We start from the raw sequence: 26149 nt of genomic DNA, 5'->3' as shown, positions 1-26149 counted from the left end.
ATACATACTGTTAACATTGCCTAACATTATATCATCGTGGCTTGCAGCCGTCACTGTGGAAAGCCGCGTTTTTAAAAATACTTTAAGTACATTTCCTTGTGATTTCAGCGGGTGCTTAAGAGGGGGTGCCCGCTTAACTGCACTTCGTACATTTATTCCGCTGAATTGTCTGTGAAAAGTTACTTTAAGTGTATTTCGTACATCTATTTACCTCCAATTGGCTGATTAAGCGCATTTGCAGGAATAATAGCTGCAGTGAATACAATTAAAAGCCAAATTGGCGCCCAGAATGGTATTTTAAATGTATGAAATACATTTATTCTAGTTGTGCCTGTTCATGCAGAGGCTGAAGCGAAGGCTGCTGCTCTTGTGCGGAACAAAGTGCAAAATCCTGCGTGACAAGGTATGATGGAGAAATAAGCTATATTGGTGGAGAGTATGCTTACGAAGTGAGTTTTGCGAAGTAATTCAAGTAGTTTATGCTATCAAAACTTAGGCTTATGCTTACGAAGTGAGTTTTGCGAAGTAATTCAAGTAGTTTATGCTATCAAAACTTAGGCTTATGCTTACGAAGCGAGTTTTGCCGAAGGGATTCTAAGTAGTCTATGCTATCAAAACTTAGGGTTATGCTTACGAAGCGAGTTTTGCGAAGGGATTCTAAGTAGTTTATGCTATCAAAACTTAGGGTTAGGCTTACGAAGCGAGTTTTGCGAAGTAATTCAAGTAGTTTATGCTAACAAAACTTAGGCTTATGCTTACGAAGTGAGTTTTGCCGAAGTAATTCTAAGCAGTCTATGCTATCAAAACTTTTAGGAGGGAAAAATATGCTGCACGCATCGCCGTCCTCTTTTGTAATCCTGCCTGCCTTGGCGAAAATTGTATGTGAACCGGGCTGGAAATGGCAGAAAAGAGAGAAGCCGCTGCAAAATTATGATCTATTCTATGTGTGGAGCGGGGAAGGCACGGTTGTGCGCAATGGGGTGCCGTTTGAGGTAGGTAAAGGAAGCTGCTTCCTGTTCCGTCCGGGAGACCATACCAGCGCGCTACATAATCCACAGAAACCGCTTGTGCTTACATATATCCACTTCGACGTCAGCGAAGAGGTGACGGATATTCCGCAGCCCTACCGCCAGCTGAATGAAACGGTGGAATTTGAACATCTGCTGGCCCGTTACGTCCGGCTCTTCCTTGTGAAGACGTTCGCTGCGGAAGCGGAGGGCCAGCTGATCCTGAAGCAGCTGATGATCCATCTGCTGCGGGAGGACCGCGTGCTGCCGGTGGAACGCAATGTCAGCAATCATCTGGCCGAGATTATCCACGAGGTGGCCAACTATGTCAGCCAGCATCCCGGAGCTTCGCATCGGGTGGAGGATCTGGCGGCACGGGCAGGGCTGTCACCGCGTTATTTCTCGATCAAGTTCAAGGAAATTACCGGCTCGTCCGTACAGTCCTATGTGATCCATGCCCGGATTGAACGGGCCCAGCATCTGCTGCTGTATGCGGGGATGAATGTAACGGAGGTGGCCGATGCGCTGGGTTACCGCGATATTTTCTTTTTCAGCCGCCAATTCAAGCAACATACCGGCAAAAGCCCGTCAGAAATCCGCTGAGTCCGGGTAAATGTTTCAGCTATTTCGTGAGTGGGTATATACCTTTCAACCTGGAGTTTACAGAGAGTTTACATAACGTCTTGGAAGGGGAATAGCTGGACCATGATGATCAGACGCCGGATCTGCAACACGGAGTGCAAGGGTGGAGGCGGAGGTATCTTTAGAAACCGCATGAGACGACTGAGACGGGCAGGTAGCTCCGCTACCGATTGCTGGTTCTAATCACATACAAGCAGCATAGCGAAACCGGAGCCTTGGGGCATCCGGTTTTTTTTCTAACTTCACAGCCATTAGACCACTCCGGCAGCCTTGAAAGTCTGCCCGGGTTTATCTGGAGATACTGCAGGAGTATACTAGCTGTATACAAAGAAGAGGCTGCCACTTATATATCCGCTTATAAGCCAAAGGAGAGTGAACGTATGTATGAGATCGTATTAATCCGGCATGGAGAGAGTGAATATAACCGCCAGAATCTGTTTACAGGCTGGAGTGATCCTGATCTGACGGAACAAGGGGTCCGGGAAGCGAAGGATGCGGGCAAGCTGCTGAAGGATGCGGGTTATACCTTTGATCTGGCTTTTGCGTCGGTGCTGAAACGTTCGATTAAGACACTTGATTATATTCTGGATGAGATGGACCTGCTGTGGATACCGGTGCAGAAATCCTGGAAGCTGAACGAACGGCATTATGGTGCGCTACAGGGGCTGAGCAAAAGCGATACGGCGGTACAGTACGGAGAAGAGCAGCTGCATATCTGGCGCCGCAGCCTGTCGGTGCGTCCGCCGCTGCTGGAGCCGGATGACCCGCGTTATGCGCGCAACGACATCCGCTACAAGGAGGTCCGGCCGGGAGATATCCCGCGCGGGGAGAGCCTGGAGGACACCGTCCACCGGGTCGGTGATTTCTGGAACAAGCGGATTGTGCCGCTGATCCGCAAGAAGGAGCGGGTACTGATCTCGGCGCACGGGAACACCCTGCGCGCACTGATCAAATATATGGAGGATATCGACGAGACAGCCCTGCTGGACCTTAATATTCCCACAGGCGTACCGCTGGTCTACAAGCTGGATGATGATGTGAAGCCGCTCAGCCGCTTCTATCTCGGGGTGCCGGAGGAAGTGCAGGCCAAAGCGCGTGAGGTTGCGAATCAGAGTAATGTTACGGAGTAGCCTGGTGTGTTAACTATATTGCCAAAACATCAGCTCTGCAGATGATCTCTGCAGGGCTTTTTGACGTTTGTGTGACCGTTTTTATTCGAAAAATGAAAAACAATAGGATTGAAGGGCCAAAAAACTACAACTATCTCTATCAGAGAGGCATGTCTAAAGTGGTATATTTCATTATATGTTCTAATTCGACAATATATAACATAATAATCCAAAAGTAGCGGTGGAGGAGATTCCGTTTAAGATTTATACTTTCTAAGTGGAATTTTAGGAAGAGAAATCGTTACTACTTAGTAAACAATACCCCATGTGTTACTCTCCTGACCTCTGAACTAGCATCACGCCACGGAGGCTAACGAATAACAAAGGAAGGTCGTCGTCCGTAATCCTTGTTTCTATTTCAGACTTTTACGGACTGAGGAGCCTCTATTTGCTGTAAACATGCCGTTTTGTAGATCGAACGGACTGAGGAGCCTTTATTTTAGAGAAAATCCTCGGTTTAGAGCCTCTTTTGACAACTTAGCGGCTATACAGTCCGCAAGATTTAGAAATATGGAAGAAATGAGGATATAGCGGTTATGCGGTCCGTTAGGAAGTGGGCTGCTTCAAGTCTGAAGTTTGAAAAGCACCAATGATGCCGTCAGTGAAGTCTTATCCGCAATTACAGTAACAGAGGATACATACAGTAAAGGCTTACGAGGAAGATATTTAGTCAGTTTAAAGAAAGGATTATCCGGTAAGCGTTCCTAACGTGGTATACAGTGTATGCTCTGACACCAGTCCAATCGGAGAAAATGATATCAGTATCAGCCGATCAAAGAAAGCTCGCAGACCCTTCCGTGGGACTGGCAAGAGCCGTTAATGAACAATTAGAAGCCATGGCGGCTTCGCCATAAAATAAGGAGGAAGAGGAAATTGGAAATTGATGTTAAGCAGGAATCCAAAGCCTATATTCCATTTGGCCCTTCAGGTCTCGGGGGCTGGCTGGTGCTTGTGCAGATCGGATTGATCATAACGCTGTTTAGGGTGACGTTACAGCTTCTGAACTATAACCTCCCAAGCTTTAACGCGGAGTACTGGGATGTGCTTACATCCAAACAGGGAGAGCTGTACCATCCACTTTGGGGCCCGATGATTGTATTTGAGACTGCTTCGAATTTGCTGTTGCTGCTGTTCTCTGTCTTTTCTTTGGTGTTGTTCTATCGGAAAAAGGCTACATTGCCCCGCATGATCATTCTGTTATTTTGCGGCAATCTGCTGATAGGGATTATTGATTATATTTTCCTGCTGAATATACCGCTTTTAAGAGAGACAGGCCAAGGAAGCAGCATCCGTGATCTTGTAAGAGCAGCCCTTATCTGCGCGACCTGGGTGACTTATTTCCGGAAATCGGAGCGGGTAGAGAACACATTTGTGCGGTAAACGTAAATTATACAGACTTTTGGGAGAGATTTATAATACAAATCAAAGCCCCGTCCAAGGAATCGCTCGCGAGCCTTAGGACGGGGCTTTGATATTTGCCAGGCGTGTTAAGTAGGAGGCCGCAGCGTACCGAGCAGCTCGCCCATCTTGACCTTCGTATTGGTGCGCAGGCCGGGACGGGGAACAAAGGTACCGCTTTCGAGCAGCAGTACGACGGTAGAGCCAAATTCGAAGTAGGCGAGGTCGTCGCCTATATTCCAGCTGCTGGCGTTGTCGTCGGTATAACGGATGCTGCTGACGTTCATGGCGCCTACCTTCACTACAGCCGTCTCGCCGCTGCTTCCGGCAATATAGGTAATCAGCCGCTCATTGCGGCTAAGCACAGCTTTCATATGTCTCATGCCGAATTCATTCACCGGATAAGCCCGTCCGCGGATATGATCGCTCTCTGCCTTGGTGCCGCTGACAGGAGCATGAATGCGGTGATAATCCGTCGGACTCAAATATAACACGAAGAAAAAGCCCTTCTTGTACAACTCCAGATGGGGAGAATGATTCAGCAGCTCTTCGAGCTTATAATCCTGTCCTTTGACATTCATCAAGGTTCCACAGTTGATGTCGCCCATGGCGGTGATCATCGCATCTACGGGACTGGCCACAACGTCCTCACCAGTGGCGATTGGACGCATGCCCGGCTTCAGACGGCGGCTGAAGAAATCGTTCAGCGTAACATACTGCCGGGGGTTCTTCTCCGCTTCAGCGGCGGGAATATGATAAGTTCGAATAAATACCGGGATAAGAAAGCGGCTGATTCTGCTATGGGAAAGAAAACCCATCACACGGGAAAGCCATCTATGCGAGGATAGCTCAGTCATCAGCCGCAGCAATTGTTTAACCATGCCTAATCTCCCTTCCATAATAGAGCCGACTGCCATCGTCCTTAAGGCCGGACCGTCACCGCTCTGCATTATATTGACATAGAACAGGAGACAAATCAATAACAGTTATGTCTTGACGCCACTTTCCAGCAGGTAACGCGCATACCCCATAGGCCGGCGGTAGCTGTCTTTCCAGGCCTCGGTTAGGCCGGCCTTCTGGAACCCGTAGCGCTGGTCGCGGCCGTTGCATTCAATGAAATACAATCTGCCGTCGCCTGCGATTCCGATATCCAGTCCGATGTCAGCTAGTCCGGGAAGGCTCTGCTCCAGCGCACTGGCTATTCTCAGACTGAGTGCGCCGACAGACATGCGGATGCGGGCCGCCTCTGCGCCGGAGAACACCTTCTCCAGGGCAAAAGAGGAGCTGATCGCTTCCCCGCCCCGGGCGATATTGGAGACAAAGCCGCCCGGGGCTGCCAGCTTGGCGAACAGGCCGGTCAGTTGCCATTCGCCGCCCCAGCCGCGCTGCACGGTAACACGGAGATCAAAGGGCCGGCCGCCGATTTCAGCCAGTTGGATGCGCTCCTGCACCAGGTAAGGTACTGCGGCCAGCCGTGAACGCAGCACCCGGGGCAGGTTCTCCGGGTCAACCGGCAGGGTGATCCAGCGTCCCCTGGAAGGCGAGCGGTAGCTCCAGCTCCAGTGCCGCGGGGTTCTGCGGACCAGGCGCATCACGCCCTGGCCGACACTGCCCCGGCACGGCTTGAGAATCAGATCGTCGTAGGCGGCCATCATGGACCGCAGCCCTGCAGAACCCTTGGCTGTAGCCGGCAGATAGGCGCGCAGTCCGGCATGCTGCTCCAGCAGCGAATGAATTTCGTCCTTGCCATACCGGTTGCAGGCATTGAACAGGAGCGGCCCATGCTGGAGCAGCCGTGCAAGACCCGGACTGTCCTCGGTATAGATCGCCCGGTTATGAATAATTGCGGGTGTGGCGATCAGGGTTCTCTCGTAACCCTTTTCGCTTTTTATATAAGCGCTGCTTAAGCCTGAGTCAGTATCGATGTCACCCAGCTTCAGGAAGCAGGGAGTTAGGCCGTAAGCGGTGGCTGCCTCTTCATAGTTGGCAAGAGACTCCTGTCCTGTTTTGAGCCGGGGAACGCCCCGGTGCATAGCGGCATTTAACAGTATTCCAACGAGCCTGTGCCCCATGTTCGTTCCTCCCGTTTCTTCTGTCGCTTGACCCGCGCTTAGGTCTTCTCTACTCATTGTATGTTTGTACCTGCGTGTCAGGATGGACGAATGCGCGGCGGCAGATGCCCTTTTTTGAAATAGAAGGTAGTGGGGGAAGGGGTGTCAGAAGCCTATGGGGCTGCATATGATGCCTAGAAGAAACATTAGATGGAAGGAGGAGACTGCTTGTGAAGAGTCCCAAAAAAAGGCAGCCGCGCAACTCGAAAAAACGGCTCTATGTGGTGGATAATCCAAATATGAAAGAACTGAGTCTGTTGGAGAGCAGTCCCAGAGGATCAATCAGAAGAGAGGTCGTCCAGTGGGAAGAGGAGCAAGTGCCGTCGCTTGAGCTTGAGCCAGCGGAGACCTTGCAGGTTAGCGGGGTCGAAACAGCGGAAGCGCCGAAGGTAGAGATAGCTGCAGAATCTGTAAATTCTACTGATGCTACAGATGCTACAGATGCTACAGATTCTGGAGTGACATTGGAGACGGAGCCAGGGATTGAGGTTGAGCTGCAGCAGAGCGTGCAGGCTGAAGCCCCGGCTTCAGAGGATATAGCCGAATTCACTGCGGATAAGGAGCGGCTGCAGCCGGTCTATACGGATGATCTGAGCGATGCTGCCGTTACCGGAGCCAAGATTGCCCCGCGCACGATTGACGGCTCCAAGCTGAAATATGGCATTATTGGCACGCCGTGGCTTCAGGATTACGCGGTACAGAGTATAAATATCGCGGACAAGGCGGTAACATCGGCCAAACTCGCTGCAGAATCGATCTCCGGCGAGCATTTGGCGGAAGCAAGCATCAGCGGCAGCAAGCTGCTGGACCACTCGATTGGCGGCGAAAAGCTAAAGAACGGCAGCATCGGCCCGGAAAAGCTGGCCGACCGGATTATCGGAGGCGGCCAGCTGGCGGATAAGGCAATTGAAAGCCGCCATCTGAGCGACTGGCTGATTACATCCGAACTGCTGGAGGACGGGGCTGTGACCGGTGACAAAATCGCCAGCGGCAGCATCACCGGCCGCCATCTCGGGAACGGCAGTATCGACCGCTCCAAGCTGGCTGAGGCCTCCATATCAGCTGACAAAATCGCTGACGGAGAAATCATTGGCGTGAAGCTGGGGGATGCCGTGATCGAAGGGCGTCACTTGACCGAAGGTCTGGTGACGGCGAAGCATCTAGCCCCGGGAGCAATTGGCCGCAGCCAGCTTGCCAACCAGCTGATTGGCAAGGAACAGCTGCAGTCCGGCGCTGTGGACAGCAGCATTCTGGCCGAGGGTGCGGTAGGTTCCCGGCAGTTGGGTGCGGAAGCTGTGAAGAGTCGTCATCTGGCGCAAGACAGCGTGAATGCGGGCCATATTGCGGATGGAGAGATCGGCACCCGCCACCTGACCGACCGCAGCATTACTTATGTGAAGCTGGCGGAAGGCGCAGTGGGCACAGCGCAGCTGGTGGAGCAGGCTGTGACTTCCTCTAAAATTGCCGACCAGAGCATCGTTGCCACCAAGCTTGCCGATGAGGCAGTAACCACACGGCATATTGCCAAGTCCGCGATCCGCGGGCCTCAGTTGGCGATGCAGTCGGTATCTTCGCAGCATCTGCAGCGGGAGGTCGTGGAACATTCGCATCTGGCAGCGGAGGCGGTAGGGTCTGAACAGCTTAAAGGGGGAGCTGTGCAGTCCCGCCATCTAACCGATGGGGCGGTTACAGGAGAGAAGCTGAGTATTTCAGCCGTATCCGCTGAACATCTGGATGCGTACAGCGTGGGCACCGCCAAGCTGGCGGATGGCGCGGTCAACTCCGCGAAGCTGGCAGCTGGCGCAGTGAACGGTCCGGCGCTTGCCCGTGAAGCAGTCAGCGGGGAGCATATTGCCTTCTGCACTGTGGAGGAGCAGCATCTGGCAGATGCCAGCGTCAGCGGCCGTGTGCTGCAGGGCGCGGTCGTCGATGCCGAGCATCTGGCCCCCGGTGCGGTGGAACGCCGCCATCTTGGCCAGAACAGCGTTACCGCATCCGCGCTCCAGGCCGGCTCGGTGTCAGCGGATAAGCTGGCCTCCGGGGCTGTCAGCGAGGTGCATCTTGCCGCAGGAGCGGTGCAGCCGCACCATCTGGCCGATCATGCGGTCACCTCACTGAAGCTGTCGCCGGAGAGCGTGTCGACAGACAAAATCAGCGATATGGCCGTAACCACGGCTAAACTTGCCGAAGGCAGCATCGATTCCGGCAAGCTGGCCGAAGCCGCTGTGCTGGCCGAACATCTGTCTACCGGAGCTGTGGGGGCGGATGCCCTCGGGGCAGGAGCCGTCGAGAGCAGGCACCTGACTCCAGGAAGCATCGGCGGAGCGAATATCCGGCCATTCTCGATCGGCAACGGCCATATTCTACCCGGAGCGGTCTCAAACGTACAGATCCAGGAGGGTAGCATTAGCAGCACGAAGCTCGGGGAAGGAGCGGTCGGCTCCCGCCATCTTTCTCCCGGCAGTGTAGATGGCAGCCACCTGGCGCTGGAAGCGGTGGAAGGCTGCCATATCGGAGCCGGTGAGATCACGATGGCCCATCTGGCCGACGAGACGCGCAGCGCCAAGCTGCTGCCGGAGGGCAGCATCACCGGCGACAAGCTGGCCGAAGGGGCTGTCGAGTCTCGTCATCTGGCGTCGAAGAGTGTGACCGGCGCGCATCTGGCTGCTGGCATTGTGGGGCAGCGCCACCTGCAGCCCGGTATTGTCCGGATGGCCCATCTGGCCGACGAGACGCGCAGCGCCGAGCTGCTGCCGGATGCCAGCATTACGGGCAACAAGCTGGCCGAAGGGGCTGTCGAATCCCATCATCTGGCGCTGGAGAGTGTGATCGGTGCGCATCTGGCAGCTGGCATTGTGGAGCAGCGCCACCTGCAGCCCGGTATTGTCCGGCTGGCCCATCTGGCCGACGAGACGCGCAGCGCCGACCTGCTGCCGGATGCCAGCATTAGCGGCAACAAGCTGGCTGAAGGGGCTGTCGAATCCCATCATCTGGCGCTGGAGAGTGTGATCGGCGCGCATCTGGCAGCTGGCATTGTGGAGCAGCGCCATCTGCAGCCCGGTATTGTCGGGCTGGCTCATCTGGCGGACGAGGCGCGCAGTGCTGACCTGCTTCCGGATGCCAGCATTACGGGTGACAAGCTGGCCGAAGGCGCTGTCGAATCCCATCATCTGGCGCTGGAGAGTGTGATCGGCGCGCATCTGGCAGCTGGCATTGTGGGGCAGCGCCACCTGCAGCACGGCATTGTCCGGCTGGCCCATCTGGCGGACGAGGCGCGCAGCGCCGACCTGCTTCCGGATGCCAGCATTACCGGCGGCAAGCTGGCCGAAGGCGCAGTCGAATCCCATCATCTGGCGCTGGAGAGCGTGACTGGCGCACATCTGGCAGCTGGCATTGTGGGACAGCGCCACCTGCAGCCCGGCATTGTCCGGCTGTCCCATCTGGCGGACGAGGCGCGCAGCGCAGACCTGCTGCCGGATGCCAGCATTACCGGCGACAAGCTGGCCGAAGGGGCTGTCGAATCCCATCATCTGGCGGCGGAGAGTGTGATCGGCGCGCATCTGGCAGCTGGCATTGTGGAGCAGCGCCACCTGCAGCCCGGTATTGTCGGGCTGGCTCATCTGGCGGACGAGGCGCGCAGCGCCGACCTGCTGCCGGAGGGCAGCATTACCGGCGACAAGCTGGCGGAGGGGTCGGTGGGCTCCTCCCACCTGGCTCCGGCCAGTGTGTATGGCGGCCACCTGGCCCCGGCCGTGGTGGAATCCCGGCATATCCGGCCGGGCGGCATCCTCCTCGGTCACCTGGCCGAGGAGGTGCGCAGCGGACGGCTGTTGCGGGATGCTAGCGTCACGGGCGACAAGCTGGCCGAAGGGGCTGTCGAATCCCATCATCTGGCGCTGGAGAGTGTGATTGGCGCGCATCTGGCTGCTGGCATTGTGGAGCAGCGCCACCTGCAGCCTGGCATTGTCCAGCTGGCCCATCTGGCGGACGAAGCGCGCAGCGCCGACCTGCTTCCGGATGCCAGCATTACGGGCAACAAGCTGGCCGAGGGCGCAGTCGAATCCCGTCACCTGACGGTGGAGAGTGTGACTGGCGTGCATCTGGCTGCTGGCATTGTGGAGCAGCGCCACCTGCAGCCCGGCATTGTCGGGCTGGCCCATCTGGCGGACGAAGCGCGCAGCGCCGACCTGCTGCCGGATGCCAGCATTACGGGCAACAAGCTGGCCGAGGGCGCAGTCGAATCCCGTCATCTGGGGGCGGAGAGCGTGACCGGCGTGCATCTGGCTGCTGGTACTGTGGAGCAGCGCCACCTGCAGCCCGGCATTGTCCAGCTGGCCCATCTGGCGGACGAAGCGCGCAGCGCCGACCTGCTGCCGGATGCCAGCATTACGGGCAACAAGCTGGCCGAAGGGGCTGTCGAATCCCATCATCTGGCGCTGGAGAGTGTGATTGGCGCGCATCTGGCTGCTGGCATTGTGGAGCAGCGCCACCTGCAGCCCGGCATTGTCGGGCTGGCCCATCTGGCGGACGAAGCGCGCAGCGCCGACCTGCTGCCGGATGCCAGCATTACGGGCGACAAGCTGGCCGAAGGCGCAGTCGAATCCCATCACCTGGCGGCGGAGAGTGTGACTGGTGCGCATCTGGCTGCTGGCATTGTGGAGCAGCGCCACCTGCAGCCCGGCATTGTCGGGCTGGCCCATCTGGCGGACGAAGCGCGCAGCGCCGACCTGCTGCCGGATGCCAGCATTACGGGCAATAAGCTGGCCGAAGGGGCTGTCGAATCCCATCACCTGGCGGCGGAGAGTGTGACTGGTGCGCATCTGGCAGCTGGCATTGTGGAGCAGCGCCACCTGCAGCCTGGCATTGTCCAGCTGGGCCATCTGGCGGATGAGGCGCGCAGCGCCGACCTGCTGCCGGATGCCAGCATTACGGGCAACAAGCTGGCTGAGGGCGCAGTCGAATCCCATCACCTGGCGGCGGAGAGTGTGACTGGTGCGCATCTGGCTGCTGGCATTGTGGAGCAGCACCACCTGCAGCCCGGCATTGTCGGGCTGGTCCATCTGGCGGACGAGGCGCGTAGCGCCGAGCTGCTTCCGGATGCCAGCATTACCGGCAACAAGTTGGCCGAGGGCGCAGTCGAATCGCGTCACTTGGCGGCGGAGAGTGTGACCAGTGCGCATCTGGCTGCTGGCATTGTGGAGCAGCACCACCTGCAGCCCGGTATTGTCGGGCTGGCCCATCTGGCGGACGAGGCGCGTAGCGCCGAGCTGCTGCCGGATGCCAGCATTACGGGCAACAAGCTGGCCGAGGGCGCAGTCGAATCCCGTCACCTGACGGTGGAGAGTGTGACCGGCGTGCATCTGGCTGCTGGTACTGTGGAGCAGCGCCACCTGCAACCTGGCATTGTCGGGCTGGTCCATCTGGCGGACGAAGCGCGCAGCGCCGACCTGCTGCCGGATGCCAGCATTACGGGCGACAAGCTGGGCGAAGGCGCAGTCGAGTCCCGTCATCTGGCGGCGGAGAGTGTGACCGGTGCGCATCTGGCTGCTGGCATTGTGGAGCAGCACCACCTGCAGCCCGGCATTGTCGGGCTGGCCCATCTGGCGGACGAAGCGCGTAGCGCCGAGCTGCTGCCGGATGCCAGCATTACGGGCGACAAGCTGGCCGAAGGCGCAGTCGAGTCCCGTCATCTGGCGGCGGAGAGTGTGACTGGTGCGCATCTGGCTGCTGGCATTGTGGAGCAGCGCCACCTGCAGCCTGGCATTGTCCAGCTGGGCCATCTGGCGGATGAGGCGCGCAGCGCCGACCTGCTTCCGGATGCCAGCATTACGGGCGACAAGCTGGCCGAAGGCGCAGTCGAGTCCCGTCATCTGGCGGCGGAGAGTGTGACCGGTGCGCATCTGGCTGCTGGCATTGTGGAGCAGCACCACCTGCAGCCCGGCATTGTCGGGCTGGCCCATCTGGCGGACGAAGCGCGCAGCGCCGACCTGCTTCCGGATGCCAGCATTACGGGCGACAAGCTGGCCGAGGGCGCAGTTGAATCCCATCATCTGGCGGCGGAGAGTGTGACCGGTGCGCATCTGGCTGCTGGCATCGTGGAGCAGCACCACCTGCAGCCCGGCATTGTCGGGCTGGCCCATCTGGCGGACGAGGCGCGCAGCGCCGACCTGCTGCCGGATGCCAGCATTACGGGCAACAAGCTGGCTGAGGGCGCAGTCGAATCCCATCATCTGGCGCTGGAGAGTGTGATTGGCGCGCATCTGGCTGCTGGCATTGTGGAGCAGCACCACCTGCAGCCCGGCATTGTCGGGCTGGCCCATCTGGCGGACGAAGCGCGCAGCGCCGAGCTGCTGCCGGATGCCAGCATTACCGGCGACAAGCTGGCTGAGGGGGCGGTGGGCTCCTTTCACCTGGCTCCGGCCAGTGTATATGGTGGCCACCTGGCCCCGGCCTCGGTGGACTCCTGGCATATCCGGCCGGGCGGCATCTTCCTCGGCCACCTGGCCGAGGAGGTGCGCAGCGCCGACCTGCTGCCGGATGCCAGCATTACCGGCGACAAGCTGGCCGAAGGCGCAGTCGAATCCCATCATCTGGCGCTGGAGAGTGTGACCGGTGCGCATCTGGCTGCTGGCATTGTGGAGCAGCACCACCTGCAGCCCGGCATTGTCGGGCTGGTCCATCTGGCGGAAGAGGCGCGCAGCGGCGAGCTGCTGGCTGACGGCAGCATTGCCGCAAGCAAGCTGCAATTTGGCAGCATCAGCTCGGTGCATCTGGTCGAGGGCGCCGTGGGCACGGCAGAGCTGCAGGATGAATCCGTCGATTCAGCCAAAATCAGCTCCTTCGCCATCCAGTCCCGCCACCTGGAAGAAGAAAGTATTCAGGATTATCATCTCGCGTCCGGTGCCGTGAAAGGAACCCATCTTGCCCCCGGCTCGGTGAGTCAGGAGCATCTGGATTTCAGCCCAGTGTTCAGTGCAGGCAAACGGGAGGCACTGCAGCAGTTTGGCATGACCGCTTTTATGTTCAACGGGGATGCTGAAAGTGTCGAGGTGAAGGTAGCATTCGATGAGGGCTTCGGCCATACCGGCTATGTGCTTGTGGCGATGACGAACCAGCCTTACTTCTATGCTTCGCTCAAAAGCAGAGCCAGCGGAGAGGCCGTAATCCAGGTGGTGCGCCTACGCGACACTCCCCATTTCTACGGCGTGATCTCTTGGATCGCCATTGGCCCGCCGATGACCAAACCGCTGGCGGATGACCGGGTGTTTGATTAGGCACGATACCGATGTAGATGTACTTTTACCATTAAAGCTTCAGGTTTGCGTTCATTTGAAACCCGGCAAGCTCCTTTATAGGGAGTCTGTCGGGTTTTTAGTCTGAGGCGTCCCGCAGACCGTCGAATTGTCAGAGAGCCTATTTGTCCATGAAATCTGAACCAGGGGAGACAATGGCCGTTACCCGGCTTACAGGATTACATAAACTGTGATGTAACCCCCAGCCCGAATCCAACAAGCACCTGCAAGAAAGGTGGATGAGCATGAAGCAGAAACGTACTTCTGCCCGCCGCACGGTGCGGCGGGCATCAAGAACAACGCGGCGGACCGCGCATCCGGTGCGGCCTGCCGCTATAGAACCTGTAGCTAATCACCCCGATCCTTATGTATCGGTCATTATCCCGGCAATGAATGAAGCGCAGACAATCGCCAAGGTTATCGCCTCTGCCCGGGCTGTTCATCCGCGCTGTGAGGTGATTGTCATTGTCAACGGCTCTGCCGACAGGACAGCCGAACTTGCTCAATCGGCAGGTGCATACGTGATTACCTATGAGCAGCCGCTTGGACATGATGTGGGCCGTAGTAGGGGGGCAGAAGCGGCCAAAGGCGAGATTCTGCTGTTCACTGACGGGGATATGGTGATCCCGGCTGTCCGGCTGCGTCCCTTCGTGGAGGCTGTGGGGCACGGCGCGGATATTGCGCTTAACCATTATTCCGGTCCGGTCCGCAGCACGGTTCCCCATCCGGTCGTGCTCTCCAAATATGCGCTGAATCTTCTGCTCAGCCGCCCGGATCTGCGCGGCTGCTCCATGACTGCAGTGCCGCATGCCATCAGCCGCAGAGCGCTGGAACAGCTGGGCAGTGCGGTTCTGAGCCGTCCGCCGCTCGCACATGCCCGTGCGGTGCTGGAGGGACTGCAGGTACAGACGGTAGATGAAGTGCCCGTCGGGAAGCTGAATGCAGTCCGCCGCAAGGTGGGCAGAGAGGACCCGCTGCAGCACGTTATCGTCCAGGATCATCTGGCAGCGGTGCAGCTGCTGCTTGAGCGCCGAGGCAGCAGAGCTGGCCTCAGCGACGGTATCCGGCGCAGGGAACTAGTGAGGTGATGAGGCAATGAACAGCAGCATGAAGACATCCGCCCTTGGTCGCGCCGTCGCCCGCCGCCGTCCGGCGGCAGTTCGGGCGGCGGGGCGGCGGTCCGGCACCCGGCGGAAGGGCGTTGCCCGTAGGGGAACCCTGCGCCGCTCCGCGCGCAAGCCGCAGGACAGCCGGGCTGTCCAGGCGCTGCCAGCCGTGCGCGGCTCGCTGTCCGTGATCATCTGCGCACGCGATGAGCAGCATACCCTGCAGCGGCTGCTGGAGCAGGTGGTGCGGCTGCAGCCGGCAGAGATCATCGTCGTGCTGAACGGCTGCAGCGACCAGAGCTTCCAGCTTGCGCGACAGGTGAAGCAGGCCGTGATTGTGCATTGCCCGCAGCCTGCCGGACATGATGTGGGCCGGGCTATCGGCGCCAAGTTAAGCCGGGGCGACATCCTGCTGTTCCTGGACGGGGACATGGTGATCCCTGCCCGGCAGCTGGCTCTGTTCACCGCAGCGGTGGATCAGGGGCTGGATGTAGCCCTGAATAACCTTGATCCGCTGCTGCCGCCATTTGGGCTAGCCGATGATGTGAGCCGCAGCAAGCTTTACCTGAACGATGTGCTGGGCCGCCGTGATCTTGGTGTCAGCTCGATGACTGCAGTCCCACATGCGCTCTCACGCTATGCTCTGAAGACGATCGGATACCGCGAGCTGATGGTTCCGCCGAAGGCCCACGCGATCTCACTGCTTGAGCAGCTGCGTGTCGGAACAGCCGGGACAGTCAATGTGATTAAACACAACCGTCTGCGGCAGGGGAACACCGGCATCGGCAATCCCATGGAGCAGCTGATTACGGGAGACCATGCCGAAGCGCTGCAGGAGATTCTGTCCCGTCGGGAGGCAAGCGGTCAGCCTCCACTGCTTAATGAAACGTTAAGCGAGCAGCGCCGCCAAATGGCTGCCTGGAGGAATGGACTATGACGAAGACCAGCATCATTATTCCGACTTACAATGCTCTGGGTCTACTGCAGACCTGCATAGAGTCCATCAGGGCGTATACGCCGGAGGCTTACGAGATTATTGTTGTCGACAATGCCTCGGACGACGGGACGGCAGATTACTGCCGCACCCAGGGCATCACTTTTCTCTCCCTCCCGGAGAACCGGGGATTTCCTGTTGCCTGCAACCTGGGTCTGCTGCTGGCTTCCGGCGATGAGCTGCTGCTGCTGAACAATGATGTTGTAGTCTCCCGGGGCTGGCTGCACAATCTGAAAGCCGCTCTGTACAGCTCGCCTGCTGTGGGCATCGTTGGGCCTGTAACCAATTATGCGAGTGGCAGACAGCAGGTGCCCGTGCTGTACGAAGGACTGGAGGGTTATCATCAGGCGGCCGTGACCGCCAATCTTCCCAACCCGGCGAAATGGGTGGAGACACGGCGGCTGGTGGGCTTATGTTTTTTGTTCAAAAGAGAGCTGCTGGACGCCATAGGTCTGCTGGATGAGCGTTACTCTCCAGGGCATTACGAGGACGACGATTTCTGCTACCGGGCCAGGCTGAAGGGCTACCGGCTGCTGATCGCAGGAGACTGTCTGGTACATCATGAAGGAAGCGCCAGCTTCAAGGAGATCTATTCCACCGGGCTGCAGGAGCTGGTGGAGCGCAACCGCCGGATGTTTATGGAGAAATGGCAGGTGAATCCGGTTGATTTCTTCTAAGTAGTATAAGGGTTGAACAGCCAAACTGCTGGCCTATGGCTCAAAGACGCAGATAAAGAGGAGGAAAGTAAGTGAAGGGAGTCATACTGGCGGGCGGAACAGGGTCAAGACTATATCCGCTAACCCGGCTTATGAACAAACATTTGCTTCCGGTCGGCAAATATCCTATGGTATGTTACGGTATAGACCGGCTGCGCCGGGCGGGAATCACCGATATTCTTCTGATTATCAGCAAGCAGTCCGCAGGGCTGTACACTGATTTTCTGGGCAGCGGTGCCGCATTTGGCGTATCTCTGACCTACAAAATCCAGGAGGCCGCCGGAGGCATTGCCGAAGCGCTGAAGCTGGCGGAAGGTTTTATTTTTACGGGAGAACGGTTTGTGGTGCTGCTCGGTGATAATCTGTTTATGGATGATCTTACGCCTTACGTGGAGACCTATCTGCTCCAGCAGGCCGGGACGGCCAAGGTGCTGCTGAAGCCGGTGGACGATGCGCGCAGATACGGCGTGCCTGTGTTCGACGCCAAGGATTCATCGCTGATTGCTTACATTGAGGAGAAGCCGAATCGGCCGAAGAACAAATTATGCGTAACCGGCATTTATATGTACGACACCGCAGTGTTTGAGCTGATCGGCAAGGTGTCTCCTTCGAAACGGGGAGAGCTGGAGATTACCGATGTCAATAATTTGTACGCCGCAGTCCGCAGGCTGAGCTATGATGTGCTGAAGGAATGGTGGAGTGATGCCGGCACCTTCCAGTCCCTGAGCGAAGCGGGAGAGAAGCTGAAGGACCTGCTGCCTTAAACGCATAGTGTTGCCCGAAGTGCTCCTTGGCTTTTGCCAAAGGGGCACTTTTGGTGTAGGTCTGACCTTGAGTTGATTCATAAAATATGAATATTTAATATATTAGATTTAATTTTATTCATTGTATGTTACTATTATCTCATTTAGAAAATCATGGAGAATTGGATGCTGATATAAGGAGGTTTCTTGGCAGTGGCCGGCTTGCGTTGAACCTATAAAATATAGTATCTGGGGGACTAATATTGAAGAATAGACCTGCTAAATTTACCCTATCTTCTCTGCTGGCGTTTATTACCTTATTCTCATCCTTTCATTTGGCTTTTGGCGCTGCTGCAACGGCATCGTCCGATATCAAAGGGCATTGGGCTGAGAATGAAATGAATGCATGGATGGACAAGGGGTTCATTCATGGATACCAGGATGGTACCCTCAAACCGGATTCCAACATTATTAGAACGGAATTCATGGCTCTGATTAACCGGTCTTTTGGATTCACTGAGACGGCAAGCATTTCATACACAGACCTCACTCCTTCTAATTGGGCTTATACCGAGGTTGCCAAAGCTAAGAAAGCAGGATATATCCAGGGTTATACGGACGGAACTATAGGTGTTAACAAGTATGTCAGCAGACAGGAAGCAGCTGTTATTATTCATCGTTTGCTGGACCTGGATCTATCCGGAAATACAACGAGTTCGTTCAAGGATTCAAGCAGCATAGCCTCTTGGGCTCAGGTTTCGGTTGATTACATTGCAGCTCAGGGGATTATGACAGGTTATACGGCAAGCAACAGCTTCAAACCAACCCAGTTTATTACTCGTGCTGAAGCTATAGTGGCTTTAGAGCGAGCTCTAAATGTCCGAATGGACACGGATAATGATTCTGCCACACCTGCGGTCACGTCTGCAGCCACCCCCATACCCACGCCTATACCTACAGCCACACCACCAGCCATACCGGCTGTACAAACTTCAGAAGCAACTCCTTTACCGACCTCAACCGCCAATCCTGTCGTCACTCCAACACCAACAAGCACACCAACCAGTGGAGGTATCGCTGATACAACAGCTCCAGTTCTATCGAGAGTATCCGTGGGTCCGATAACCGTTGGGGATAATGTATATGGTGAAAGCAGTGAAGAGGGTTACCTATATCTGGTTCCTAGGGCGACACTGCAGACCATAGCTAGTCTGGATGATGCTGTGAAGGCTACAATGGGACAGCGATCTGCAGTCACAGCATCTGTGTATTCCTTTTTTAGCTCCCAAGGCTTGTCGGCCGGTACTTATGTGGTATATGCCGTGGATGGTTCCAATAATATATCTGCAGCCTCAACCCCTATCGTGGTAGATGGACTGCAGTTAACTATTGCTGCTCCAGCATTGCTGCTGGATACCAAAATGTATAATGGCACTAAAGAAGCAGCAGTCACGGCAAGTTCACTTGTCGGAGTGATGCAGGGAGATCAGGTAGAGGTACATGCCACAGCAACCTATAGCAGTGCCTCACCTGGAACAAATAAAGCAGTAACCGTGGTATATACATTAAGCGGGGCCCATGCCGCGAGCTATATAGCACCCGTTAATTACTCGGTAAATAATGGGAGTATTACAGTTGCCCAGTTGACTATTGAGCTTCCGGACCTGACTCTTGCGAAGTTCAAAGACGGAACAACAACCGCAGCCGTGACCGCAGGCTCACTGATCGGAGTAGTCAGCGGGGAGGATGTTACGGTACAGGCTGCAGCCAACTATGATTCAGCTGATATTGGTACCCACAAAACGATTACCGTAGTGTATACGCTAAGTGGAGCGGATGCAGGGAATTATAAGGCACCGGTCAACTACACCGTGACGACAGGCGAAATTGACAAAGATCGAATCACAAGAACCAAGGTATACGATGGAACCGCAGTTGCAGCTGTGACCTTAGGCCAAGTGTCCGGTATTATTGATGGAGACGACGTAACGGTTAATATTGCAGCGTCTTATACGGATGCTAAGGTAGGTACGAACAAAACGATAATGATAGAGTATACATTATCGGGTGCAGACGCGGGAAATTATTTCCCGCCAACCCCCTATACCGTCCTAACGGGTACAATCACTGCACTACAGTTGGCGGTTTCACCGCCGCTACTTACCGAATCCAGGATCTTCAATGGTTCAACGGCAGCTGCTGTAACGGCAGGCCAGTTAAGCGGGGTGGTTGCAGGAGATGACGTAACCGTTACTGCGGCGGCGAGCTACAGTGATGCAGACATAGGAACCAACAAAACCATAACAGTGGTCTATACCTTATCTGGAGCCGATGCGGCGAATTATATTACACCGGCAAATGATATTGTAACAACAGGTAGAATTACAGCCCCGTAAGGATAAGAACAGGAATAGAGCCGCCTCGTGCTTACGGGGCCACTGAGAAACACATCGCTTCTGTGAGTGACAAAAGTGGAAGCAGTAAAAAAGACGACTTTCATTCTTTATTTTTGAATGAATGGTCGTCTTTTTTGTTCCCTCCCCCATCCGCCATTTCAAGTAACAGGGTCTGTAATGAACATCTAAACTCTGATGTAAGTCCAAATGGGCATGCATGGTGGGGGCGACATGTGTTTAGTAGTGCTAGTTGGCGCTAAGGGACTGCATAGCCTATATTGAGCTCAAAACCGCCGAATCGAAGGGTGTTTGGAGCATATTAGGGCCATGGAGTCCGTAATTCCCGCAATAGTGGCGTCAGCAACGGAGGGCGCTGGGGTCCGTAACTCTCAGCATGATGGGGTTAGCCGTGAACTAGCGGTAGAATTTCCTGCCTGGACCTATGAACTTTAGATGTCTGTATTGGGGTCTGGTCGAAATGCGTGGAAGGTTCAGCCGTCTCCGCTACTTACTGCATAACCCCGCACCGTCAATGCTCCTGCCGCATATGCTGTAGCAGGGCGTTTGAGCAAAGGAGACATGAAGGTGCAGAGTAAAATAACGAAAGTCCTGCAGCACATGGCCCATACGCACGAACAGATGGCGCGGATTCTCGATGCCGAGCGCCACGTGGCTGTCCGTATGTCGCAAATTGTCCATGATCTGCCGGATGCGGAGCCTGATTTTGACGGGATCAGCGGGATGATTGAAAGTACGGGTCAAGTAAACAAGAACATTATTGCTTACTTAAACGCACTAGCCGATCTAGAAGAAGCGATGGCTGAAGGGGTAGGCAGAGTAATCAAGGAACTCAACGGTCAGGAAGAAGAGTAGCCGGTTTCTAAGTGGTAAGGAGGCGGATGATGAGCAGAGAAAAGGCCTATCTGCAAATGCTGGAGTCGACCGCCGTGATCCAGTGGAATATCGCGATGATTCTGGAAGCCAAGGCGGTGGAGGCGGAGAAGGTGAAGCAGTGGACGCAGCATCATATCCACGCTAGAGCGTTCGATTCGCATGAAGAGCAGCTGAAGGAATCGCTTTCGATTCATGAGGTGATCGTGGAGATGGTTGAGGGACTGACCAAGCTGGAGAACGGGCTGTACAGCAACCTTAAGGCGGTACTGGGCAGCGGTGAGGATGGCGGCGGAGGCGAAGGCGAAGGGTTTGGCGGCATGAGCGGCGATGGTTTCAACTTCGGGGATGACAGCAAATGAGCGGCGGGCTGCACTCCGAGCACGCCGTCAAGCTGGAGATGATCCGCTCCATTGCCCGCAGCCAGGCCGCGCTGGCGGCGATTCTGGAGAGTATCGCCGAGCTGACGGGGCAATCGGAGCTTACAGCCCGCAAGCTGAGTGACAACATTCGCGTCCTGAGCGGTTATCAGAGCGCCATGTGCCGGATGATGACCGGCATTTCACTAAACCGCCCGAAAAGGGGGATACCTGCCGCGCCCTGGCTAAGCCGGGCATCCTCCCCAAGGGCAATTCAGAAGACAGGCAGCACAGGAGGAATAGTTAAATGAAGAAGAGCCATAGATTGCAGCGTTCCGGCAGAACGGCCCGCAGACGCCCCTTGCTGCTGGTACGGCGGGCCAAGGTCCGCAAGAAGCTGGTTCGCAGATGGATTGTCAGGAAAACCCGCAGAGGCAGCGGCCTGAAGGCAGGCCGTTACAGCACAAGAGGTTTGCTGCTGAGCCGCAAAAGAAGACTCCGCCGCCGTCTGGCCCGCAGACGCCATAAAGTTCAGCCTGCCGTGCAGGTAATACCGGTAGTGGATGCCCAGCAGGCTCCCCAGGTGATTCCGCTCCCCCCGGAGTTGGGCGTCCCGCCGGAAACGCCCCCGGCAGACGCCTTTCAGCAGGGGTACACCGAAGCGTACAACGTGGGGTTCGACGCCGGTTTCGCCAAGGGCTTCGAGGACGGGCATAAGCATGAGCTAGGCTAGGGCGCTGGCAATACTACCTCCGGCTGTAGCACCCGGCAGCATCTATTGACCCTGTTGCCGGGTCTGCGGCACCTATTCCTTCCATTTGTTCACTGGACTGGCGATATGGTAGACTTCATTACAGAAACTTGAATGAGGTTCTAAATGTCGACAGGAAGGGATGTACACCATGAGCAGCAGGATACGCCAAGCAGTACAGGAAGAGTTGGACGAGATTATGGAGCTTATCGCCCTATGTGTGCAGGTAATGCAGGCCGGTGGAAGTGACCAGTGGGATGAGACATACCCGAACAGGGACATTATCGGAGCGGACATAGCGCAGGGCAATTTGTATATATATCAGGAGGGGGCCGCAATTGCCGGCATTCTGGCCCTAGATGAGAATCAGGCTGAGGAGTATAAGGCTATCGATTGGAGCGTAACCGAAGGGCCGCATCTGTTGATGCACCGGCTGGCCGTCCATCCGCAGGTGCAGGGCAAGGGCATTGCCCGCAAGCTGATTAATTTTGCCGAGGATTACGCCTTGCAGGGAGGCTACACCAGTATGCGTATGGATACCTATGCCAAGAACGAGAAGATCCTGGCGTTATATCCACGGCTCGGCTATGAGCGCAGAGGGGAGTTTTTCCTGAGTGAACGGAAGCTGGCGTTCCCTGTATTCGAGAAGCGGCTTAGTCAAAAGGACAAGCTATAGTTAGGTGGAACGTTACCCTTAGGTATCCATTATTTCCCAGTGTTACTCGCCGCTCTCCCGGTGAGGGCCTAAGTAATAACGGTAGAACTTTGATTGTATATTTGCGTTAAAAAGACTACATACGTCACCTTATATGACATACAAAAGGGATTCCAGTCTTTATTTCGGATGATAATAATCGTGAAAGAATAATTTATGTTAACTATATTGACATAGCTATTGTCCATCCTTTAAGATGAGGTTATTCAGATTGAATTGAATAACCTTTTTTTATTTTCGTATATCCTTAATAATCGGGTTAAGGGTCTCTACCGGGAACCGTAAATTTCTGGCTACGAGAATATGCAGGCAAGCTGAACTTAGGGCAGGGGTCGATCCTCAGATTCCGGGTTCAATTGCGGAGCATATTTTTGTGGCCTTTTTGTGTTATCCAAGATGAAGCTAAGAATGAGGGGGCGTAATAGACGATGGCGAACATCCTGATCAAACATGCGCAGATCGTAACCATGAATAAACAAGAGGAAATCATTACCGGGGACATCCGGATCAAGGATGATCTGATCGTAGAAATGGGCAGCGGACTGGTGCCGCAGGAAGGGGAGAAGCTGATTGATGCCAGCAACCGGACGGTGATTCCCGGGTTCATTCAGACTCATATTCATCTATGCCAGACGTTGTTCCGCGGCAAAGCGGATGATCTGGAGCTGATGGATTGGCTGCGCAAGCGGATCTGGCCGCTGGAGGCGGCGCATGATGAGGAGTCGCTGTATTATTCCGCCATGCTGGGGATCGGCGAATTAATTACCAGCGGCACGACAACGATTGTGGATATGGAGACGGTCAACCATACGGATTTTGCCTTTCAGGCGATTGCCGCAAGCGGGATTCGCGCCCTCTCCGGCAAAGTGATGATGGATCAGCGCGGCGGCGATGTTCCCGAAGCCCTGCAGGAGGACACGGCAGCCTCTCTGCAGGAGAGCGTCGATCTGCTTGAGAAGTGGAACGGGTATGGCAACGGGCGTATCCAGTATGCTTTTTCTCCGCGCTTCGTTATTTCCTGTACAGAACCGCTGCTCAGAGAAGTGCGTGATCTGTCCGCCCGCTACAATGTGAAGGTGCACACCCATGCCTCCGAGAATCTGGGAGAGATTGAGATTGTGCAGGCGATGACCGGCATGCGCAACATCGTCTACCTGGACCACCTTGGACTGGCGAATGACCGCCTGATTCTGGCCCATTGTGTATGGCTGGATGCCGAGGAACGGCGTATCCTCCATGAGCGCGGCGTTCATGTCAGCCATTGCCCCGGCTCCAATCTGAAGCTGGCCTCCGGGATTGCCGACACACCGGGTATGCTGGATCAGCATATTTCACTCAGTCTCGGAGCCGACGGCGCTCCCTGCAACAATAACCTTGATATGTTCAACGAGATGCGGCTGGCCGCGATTATGCAGAAACCCCAGCATGGGCCGACAGCGATGGATGCCCGCACGGTCTTCCGGATGGCAACGATCGGCGGCGCGAAAGCAGTTGGCATGGAGCAGCAGATCGGCAGCATTGAGGTCGGCAAGAAGGCCGATCTGGCGATCCTGAACCTGTACAATTTTCACACCTTTCCATCCTATGACGTAGATCCGATCTCGCGTATTGTCTACTCGGCCACCCGCGCCGATGTGGAGACGACGATTATTGACGGTGAAATTGTGATGGAGAAGGGGATGCTGAAGACGATTGACAAGGAAACGGTGCTTAGAGAAGCGAATGTTTCCATTAAAAGACTGCTGGCCCATACGCCGCTAGGCTGAGCTAGGCCAGGATGCGAGTTCTGCGAAAACGGATGTCCCCTGTAAAGTTGGGGCGTCCTTTTTTGTGCGAATATAAGAATTTATAGGTTCCACGCTATAATTTATCCTGCTCTAAGAGGGAATTTGCCCGGAGGTTGTTAAGGCGGACGGAGGCTGCTGCGATATAGATTAATGTTGGTGTTGTGGATGATTTGGAGTAATCTGGAAATGTATGAATGCCTTGTGCGATCAAAGTAAGGATAAAAGGGAACCCATCTTCTATTTGCGCAGTCATATTAAGTGAGGTGAAGCCAGTGGAGCTGGAGAGTCTTCAATACGCAGAAGAAATGAACGAATCGCAGCTAAGGGAGATCATGAATATTTATGGTGAGGATGTCTGGCATTATATCTACTATTTGACCAAAAACACCGGGCAGGCCGATGATCTGGCACAGGAGGTATTTATTAAATGCTATTACCGGATCTGCACCTACCGGGGAGAGTCATCGTTCAAAGCCTGGTTGCTCACCATAGCGAGAAATACGGTGTTCACGTACCGTAAATCCCGCTTCTACCGCACAAGTCTGTGGGGAGGTGTGCAGCCGTTGGTAGCAGGTACGGAGGAGCAGGAGCTCCCGCTGGAGCAGCTGGGGACAACCCGTTCGGCGGAGATGGAGTATCTTGGAAACTCCCAGGCCCAGGATATCTGGGCAGTGATTATGGCGCTGCCGGATAAATACCGTGAGGTGCTGGTGCTGGACCTCAAGTATGGGCTGACGATCAAGGAAATCGCGGGAATGGCTGGGCTGCCGCAGGGAACCGTCAAGTCCAGACTGCACCGCGCACGCCAGAAAGTGCAATCCAAATTGAGAGGGGCAGAATAATGGAGAGTAAGAAGCCAGAATGGTACGAAAGAGCGGATCACAGTCCTTTTGCACAAAAAAAATTCACAGACGTGCATGCTGATCAGGTTGTACGCGCACTGCACAGGAGAGATGCGGGCCGGAAACCGGCGAGAGCGAAGATGCTGCGGCTCAAAATGACGGCAGCCGCCAGTTTCGTGCTGCTTGCGGGCGTTGCTGCTGTAACCTGGGGCGGGGCAGGCCTGGAGCAGAGCGGCGAAACGGCGAAGCTTGCAGAGTCCCAGCTCTCTAAGGTGCAGCAAGCTGCCAAAGCGCCTGCAGCGGTCACCGAACAGACGATGCTAAAAAACGCCGAGGACAAGGTGGAGGAATTATACGGCAAACGTCTAACGCTGGTGAAGGATAATGAGGGCAGCAGTAAAGACATAACGATGTTCACTATTATAGAGAATAATGTTTCGGCTAATGTTATGGTCGACAATCAAACTGGAAAGGTCAGCTCAGCTAATGTCAGTTCCATCATACCTGTAGCAGAGGTGAAGCCACAGATAATTGAAACGGCGAAGGCCAAACTGAAGCAGTACGGGTATAAAGGAAAAGGGGAAATCAGTGATGTTAACTTGTCTAAGGTATATGACTTGCAATTGGCCAAGAATGCGAAAAGCGCAATATCATTGACTGTTGATAAAAATAAAGCGCATGTTCAATTTATTGATGAAACATTTTACAGCTTAGCGTTATACCTGGAAAACTCACAAGTAAACAAGGAAGCCGTGACGGCTGCACAAAAGGCATTAAAGCAATTTGCGGGAAAACAGGGCGATGAGCTGTTGCGCGGCACACGAAATATCTATAATAAATCGGATACGCTGATGCTTTTGTACAAAAAGTCCTACACGGTAAGATATGATAACAAGACCAAACGGGTTATTGCAGTTTCGGACCTTTCTTCGATGGCGCGAAATAATGAAGATATTGCCAAGCTTACTGCACTGGAGAAGGATCTGCTGAAGAATGGCGGAGCCAAGCTGCGCAGCAAAGTTGAGCCGCTCGCCAAAGGAGTATTCGGGCAGGATATCAAGAATTATAAGCTGGCAAAGGAAGATAATACACGGGTGGGTTACGTTGTTTTCTATACTGCAGGACAACCAGAAATAAGAGTGAATTATGACATTAATTTGAAGATTCTCGAGCTGGAGCAGCTTCCGGCGGGCACCGCCAAAATAACTGCTAAATAAAATTATACTGTCT

19 protein-coding genes and 1 riboswitch are annotated in these 26149 nt (G+C 55.1%); of the genes, 17 read left to right on the top strand and 2 right to left on the bottom strand.

Annotated elements, in window-relative coordinates; genetic code table 11:
- The first annotated feature begins 824 nt into the window (after positions 1-824).
- The 3 genes from B9T62_RS25835 to B9T62_RS25825 all read left to right on the top strand — a co-directional run bounded on the left by B9T62_RS25835 (position 825) and on the right by B9T62_RS25825 (position 4198).
- Positions 825-1610, top strand: a complete 786-nt coding sequence (locus B9T62_RS25835) for a helix-turn-helix domain-containing protein (RefSeq protein ID WP_087917908.1) — start codon at positions 825-827, stop codon at positions 1608-1610.
- 419 nt (positions 1611-2029) lie between these two features.
- Complete coding sequence (gene gpmA, locus B9T62_RS25830) at positions 2030-2779, top strand: 2,3-diphosphoglycerate-dependent phosphoglycerate mutase (protein WP_087917907.1); 750 nt, start codon at positions 2030-2032, stop codon at positions 2777-2779.
- 912 nt (positions 2780-3691) lie between these two features.
- Positions 3692-4198, top strand: coding sequence for a DUF2569 domain-containing protein (locus B9T62_RS25825; RefSeq protein WP_157794012.1), 507 nt, complete (start codon positions 3692-3694; stop codon positions 4196-4198).
- 107 nt (positions 4199-4305) lie between these two features.
- On the opposite strand, the gene asd is transcribed toward B9T62_RS25825, so the two are convergent.
- Both asd and B9T62_RS25815 read right to left on the bottom strand, forming a co-directional pair.
- The gene (gene asd / locus B9T62_RS25820; protein ID WP_087917905.1) at positions 4306-5097 is read right to left on the bottom strand and encodes an archaetidylserine decarboxylase; all 792 of its coding nucleotides are present in this window, start codon (positions 5095-5097) and stop codon (positions 4306-4308) included.
- Between the two features lie 105 nt (positions 5098-5202).
- Positions 5203-6345 (bottom strand): YheC/YheD family endospore coat-associated protein, encoded by a 1143-nt coding sequence (locus B9T62_RS25815; protein WP_245864066.1) that lies wholly within the window; start codon positions 6343-6345, stop codon positions 5203-5205.
- 152 nt (positions 6346-6497) lie between these two features.
- Between B9T62_RS25815 and B9T62_RS25810 the strand changes: the two genes are divergently transcribed.
- From B9T62_RS25810 to B9T62_RS25745, 14 genes are all read left to right on the top strand, one after another.
- Positions 6498-13601, top strand: coding sequence for a WIAG-tail domain (locus tag B9T62_RS25810; protein ID WP_087917903.1), 7104 nt, complete (start codon positions 6498-6500; stop codon positions 13599-13601).
- A gap of 263 nt (positions 13602-13864) precedes the next feature.
- Positions 13865-14707 carry a glycosyltransferase family 2 protein gene (locus tag B9T62_RS25805; protein WP_245864063.1) on the top strand — a complete coding sequence of 281 codons (843 nt, stop codon included), beginning with the start codon at positions 13865-13867 and terminating at the stop codon, positions 14705-14707.
- A 7-nt stretch (positions 14708-14714) separates the two neighbouring features.
- Complete coding sequence (locus B9T62_RS25800; protein WP_087917901.1) at positions 14715-15662, top strand: glycosyltransferase family 2 protein; 948 nt, start codon at positions 14715-14717, stop codon at positions 15660-15662.
- A complete protein-coding gene (locus B9T62_RS25795) occupies positions 15659-16396 on the top strand; it encodes a glycosyltransferase family 2 protein (RefSeq protein ID WP_087917900.1) in 738 nt (245 codons plus the stop codon). Before B9T62_RS25800 ends, B9T62_RS25795 begins: the two co-directional genes overlap by 4 nt.
- Before the next feature lie 71 nt (positions 16397-16467).
- Positions 16468-17199 (top strand): sugar phosphate nucleotidyltransferase, encoded by a 732-nt coding sequence (locus tag B9T62_RS25790; protein ID WP_087917899.1) that lies wholly within the window; start codon positions 16468-16470, stop codon positions 17197-17199.
- A 242-nt stretch (positions 17200-17441) separates the two neighbouring features.
- Complete coding sequence (locus B9T62_RS25785; RefSeq protein ID WP_087917898.1) at positions 17442-19574, top strand: YDG domain-containing protein; 2133 nt, start codon at positions 17442-17444, stop codon at positions 19572-19574.
- Positions 19575-20159: 585 nt separating this feature from the next.
- A complete protein-coding gene (locus B9T62_RS25780) occupies positions 20160-20447 on the top strand; it encodes a nucleoside-diphosphate sugar epimerase (RefSeq protein WP_087920426.1) in 288 nt (95 codons plus the stop codon).
- A 29-nt stretch (positions 20448-20476) separates the two neighbouring features.
- The gene (locus B9T62_RS25775) at positions 20477-20827 is read left to right on the top strand and encodes an alpha-helical endospore appendage domain-containing protein (protein ID WP_087917897.1); all 351 of its coding nucleotides are present in this window, start codon (positions 20477-20479) and stop codon (positions 20825-20827) included.
- A complete protein-coding gene (locus tag B9T62_RS25770) occupies positions 20824-21135 on the top strand; it encodes a hypothetical protein (protein WP_087917896.1) in 312 nt (103 codons plus the stop codon). The genes B9T62_RS25775 and B9T62_RS25770 overlap by 4 nt, the downstream gene beginning before the upstream one ends.
- Positions 21132-21557, top strand: coding sequence for a FliH/SctL family protein (locus B9T62_RS40285; protein WP_087917895.1), 426 nt, complete (start codon positions 21132-21134; stop codon positions 21555-21557). Before B9T62_RS25770 ends, B9T62_RS40285 begins: the two co-directional genes overlap by 4 nt.
- A 169-nt stretch (positions 21558-21726) precedes the next feature.
- Positions 21727-22251, top strand: a complete 525-nt coding sequence (locus tag B9T62_RS25760) for a GNAT family N-acetyltransferase (protein ID WP_087917894.1) — start codon at positions 21727-21729, stop codon at positions 22249-22251.
- Between the two features lie 256 nt (positions 22252-22507).
- Positions 22508-22606, top strand: a riboswitch (purine riboswitch).
- 112 nt (positions 22607-22718) lie between these two features.
- Positions 22719-24056, top strand: a complete 1338-nt coding sequence (locus B9T62_RS25755) for a 5'-deoxyadenosine deaminase (protein ID WP_087917893.1) — start codon at positions 22719-22721, stop codon at positions 24054-24056.
- Between the two features lie 293 nt (positions 24057-24349).
- Positions 24350-24919: an RNA polymerase sigma factor gene (locus B9T62_RS25750; protein ID WP_087917892.1), complete on the top strand. Its 570-nt coding sequence runs from the start codon at positions 24350-24352 to the stop codon at positions 24917-24919.
- Positions 24919-26136 carry a hypothetical protein gene (locus B9T62_RS25745; protein ID WP_087917891.1) on the top strand — a complete coding sequence of 406 codons (1218 nt, stop codon included), beginning with the start codon at positions 24919-24921 and terminating at the stop codon, positions 26134-26136. The genes B9T62_RS25750 and B9T62_RS25745 overlap by 1 nt, the downstream gene beginning before the upstream one ends.
- The last annotated feature ends 13 nt before the right edge of the window (positions 26137-26149 follow it).

The sequence above is a fragment of the Paenibacillus donghaensis genome, assembly GCF_002192415.1.
GTDB classification, from domain to species: Bacteria; Bacillota; Bacilli; order Paenibacillales; family Paenibacillaceae; genus Paenibacillus_AQ; species Paenibacillus_AQ donghaensis.
The sequence above is the reverse complement of the archived record's forward strand: the minus strand, read 5'-3'. Positions and strand labels throughout refer to the sequence as shown.

Excerpts from the sequence above, each read along its gene's own strand:
- B9T62_RS25805 (WP_245864063.1), top strand. The coding sequence starts at position 13,865 with ATGAAGCAGAAACGTACTTCTGCCCGCCGCACGGTGCGGCGGGCATCA.
- B9T62_RS25760 (WP_087917894.1), top strand. The coding sequence starts at position 21,727 with ATGAGCAGCAGGATACGCCAAGCAGTACAGGAAGAGTTGGACGAGATT.
- B9T62_RS25815 (WP_245864066.1), bottom strand. The coding sequence starts at position 6,345 with ATGAGTAGAGAAGACCTAAGCGCGGGTCAAGCGACAGAAGAAACGGGA.
- B9T62_RS25795 (WP_087917900.1), top strand. The coding sequence starts at position 15,659 with ATGACGAAGACCAGCATCATTATTCCGACTTACAATGCTCTGGGTCTA.
- B9T62_RS25800 (WP_087917901.1), top strand. The coding sequence starts at position 14,715 with ATGAACAGCAGCATGAAGACATCCGCCCTTGGTCGCGCCGTCGCCCGC.
- B9T62_RS25835 (WP_087917908.1), top strand. The coding sequence starts at position 825 with ATGCTGCACGCATCGCCGTCCTCTTTTGTAATCCTGCCTGCCTTGGCG.
- B9T62_RS40285 (WP_087917895.1), top strand. The coding sequence starts at position 21,132 with ATGAAGAAGAGCCATAGATTGCAGCGTTCCGGCAGAACGGCCCGCAGA.
- B9T62_RS25745 (WP_087917891.1), top strand. The coding sequence starts at position 24,919 with ATGGAGAGTAAGAAGCCAGAATGGTACGAAAGAGCGGATCACAGTCCT.
- gpmA (WP_087917907.1), top strand. The coding sequence starts at position 2,030 with ATGTATGAGATCGTATTAATCCGGCATGGAGAGAGTGAATATAACCGC.
- B9T62_RS25770 (WP_087917896.1), top strand. The coding sequence starts at position 20,824 with ATGAGCGGCGGGCTGCACTCCGAGCACGCCGTCAAGCTGGAGATGATC.
- B9T62_RS25775 (WP_087917897.1), top strand. The coding sequence starts at position 20,477 with ATGAGCAGAGAAAAGGCCTATCTGCAAATGCTGGAGTCGACCGCCGTG.
- B9T62_RS25755 (WP_087917893.1), top strand. The coding sequence starts at position 22,719 with ATGGCGAACATCCTGATCAAACATGCGCAGATCGTAACCATGAATAAA.
- asd (WP_087917905.1), bottom strand. The coding sequence starts at position 5,097 with ATGGTTAAACAATTGCTGCGGCTGATGACTGAGCTATCCTCGCATAGA.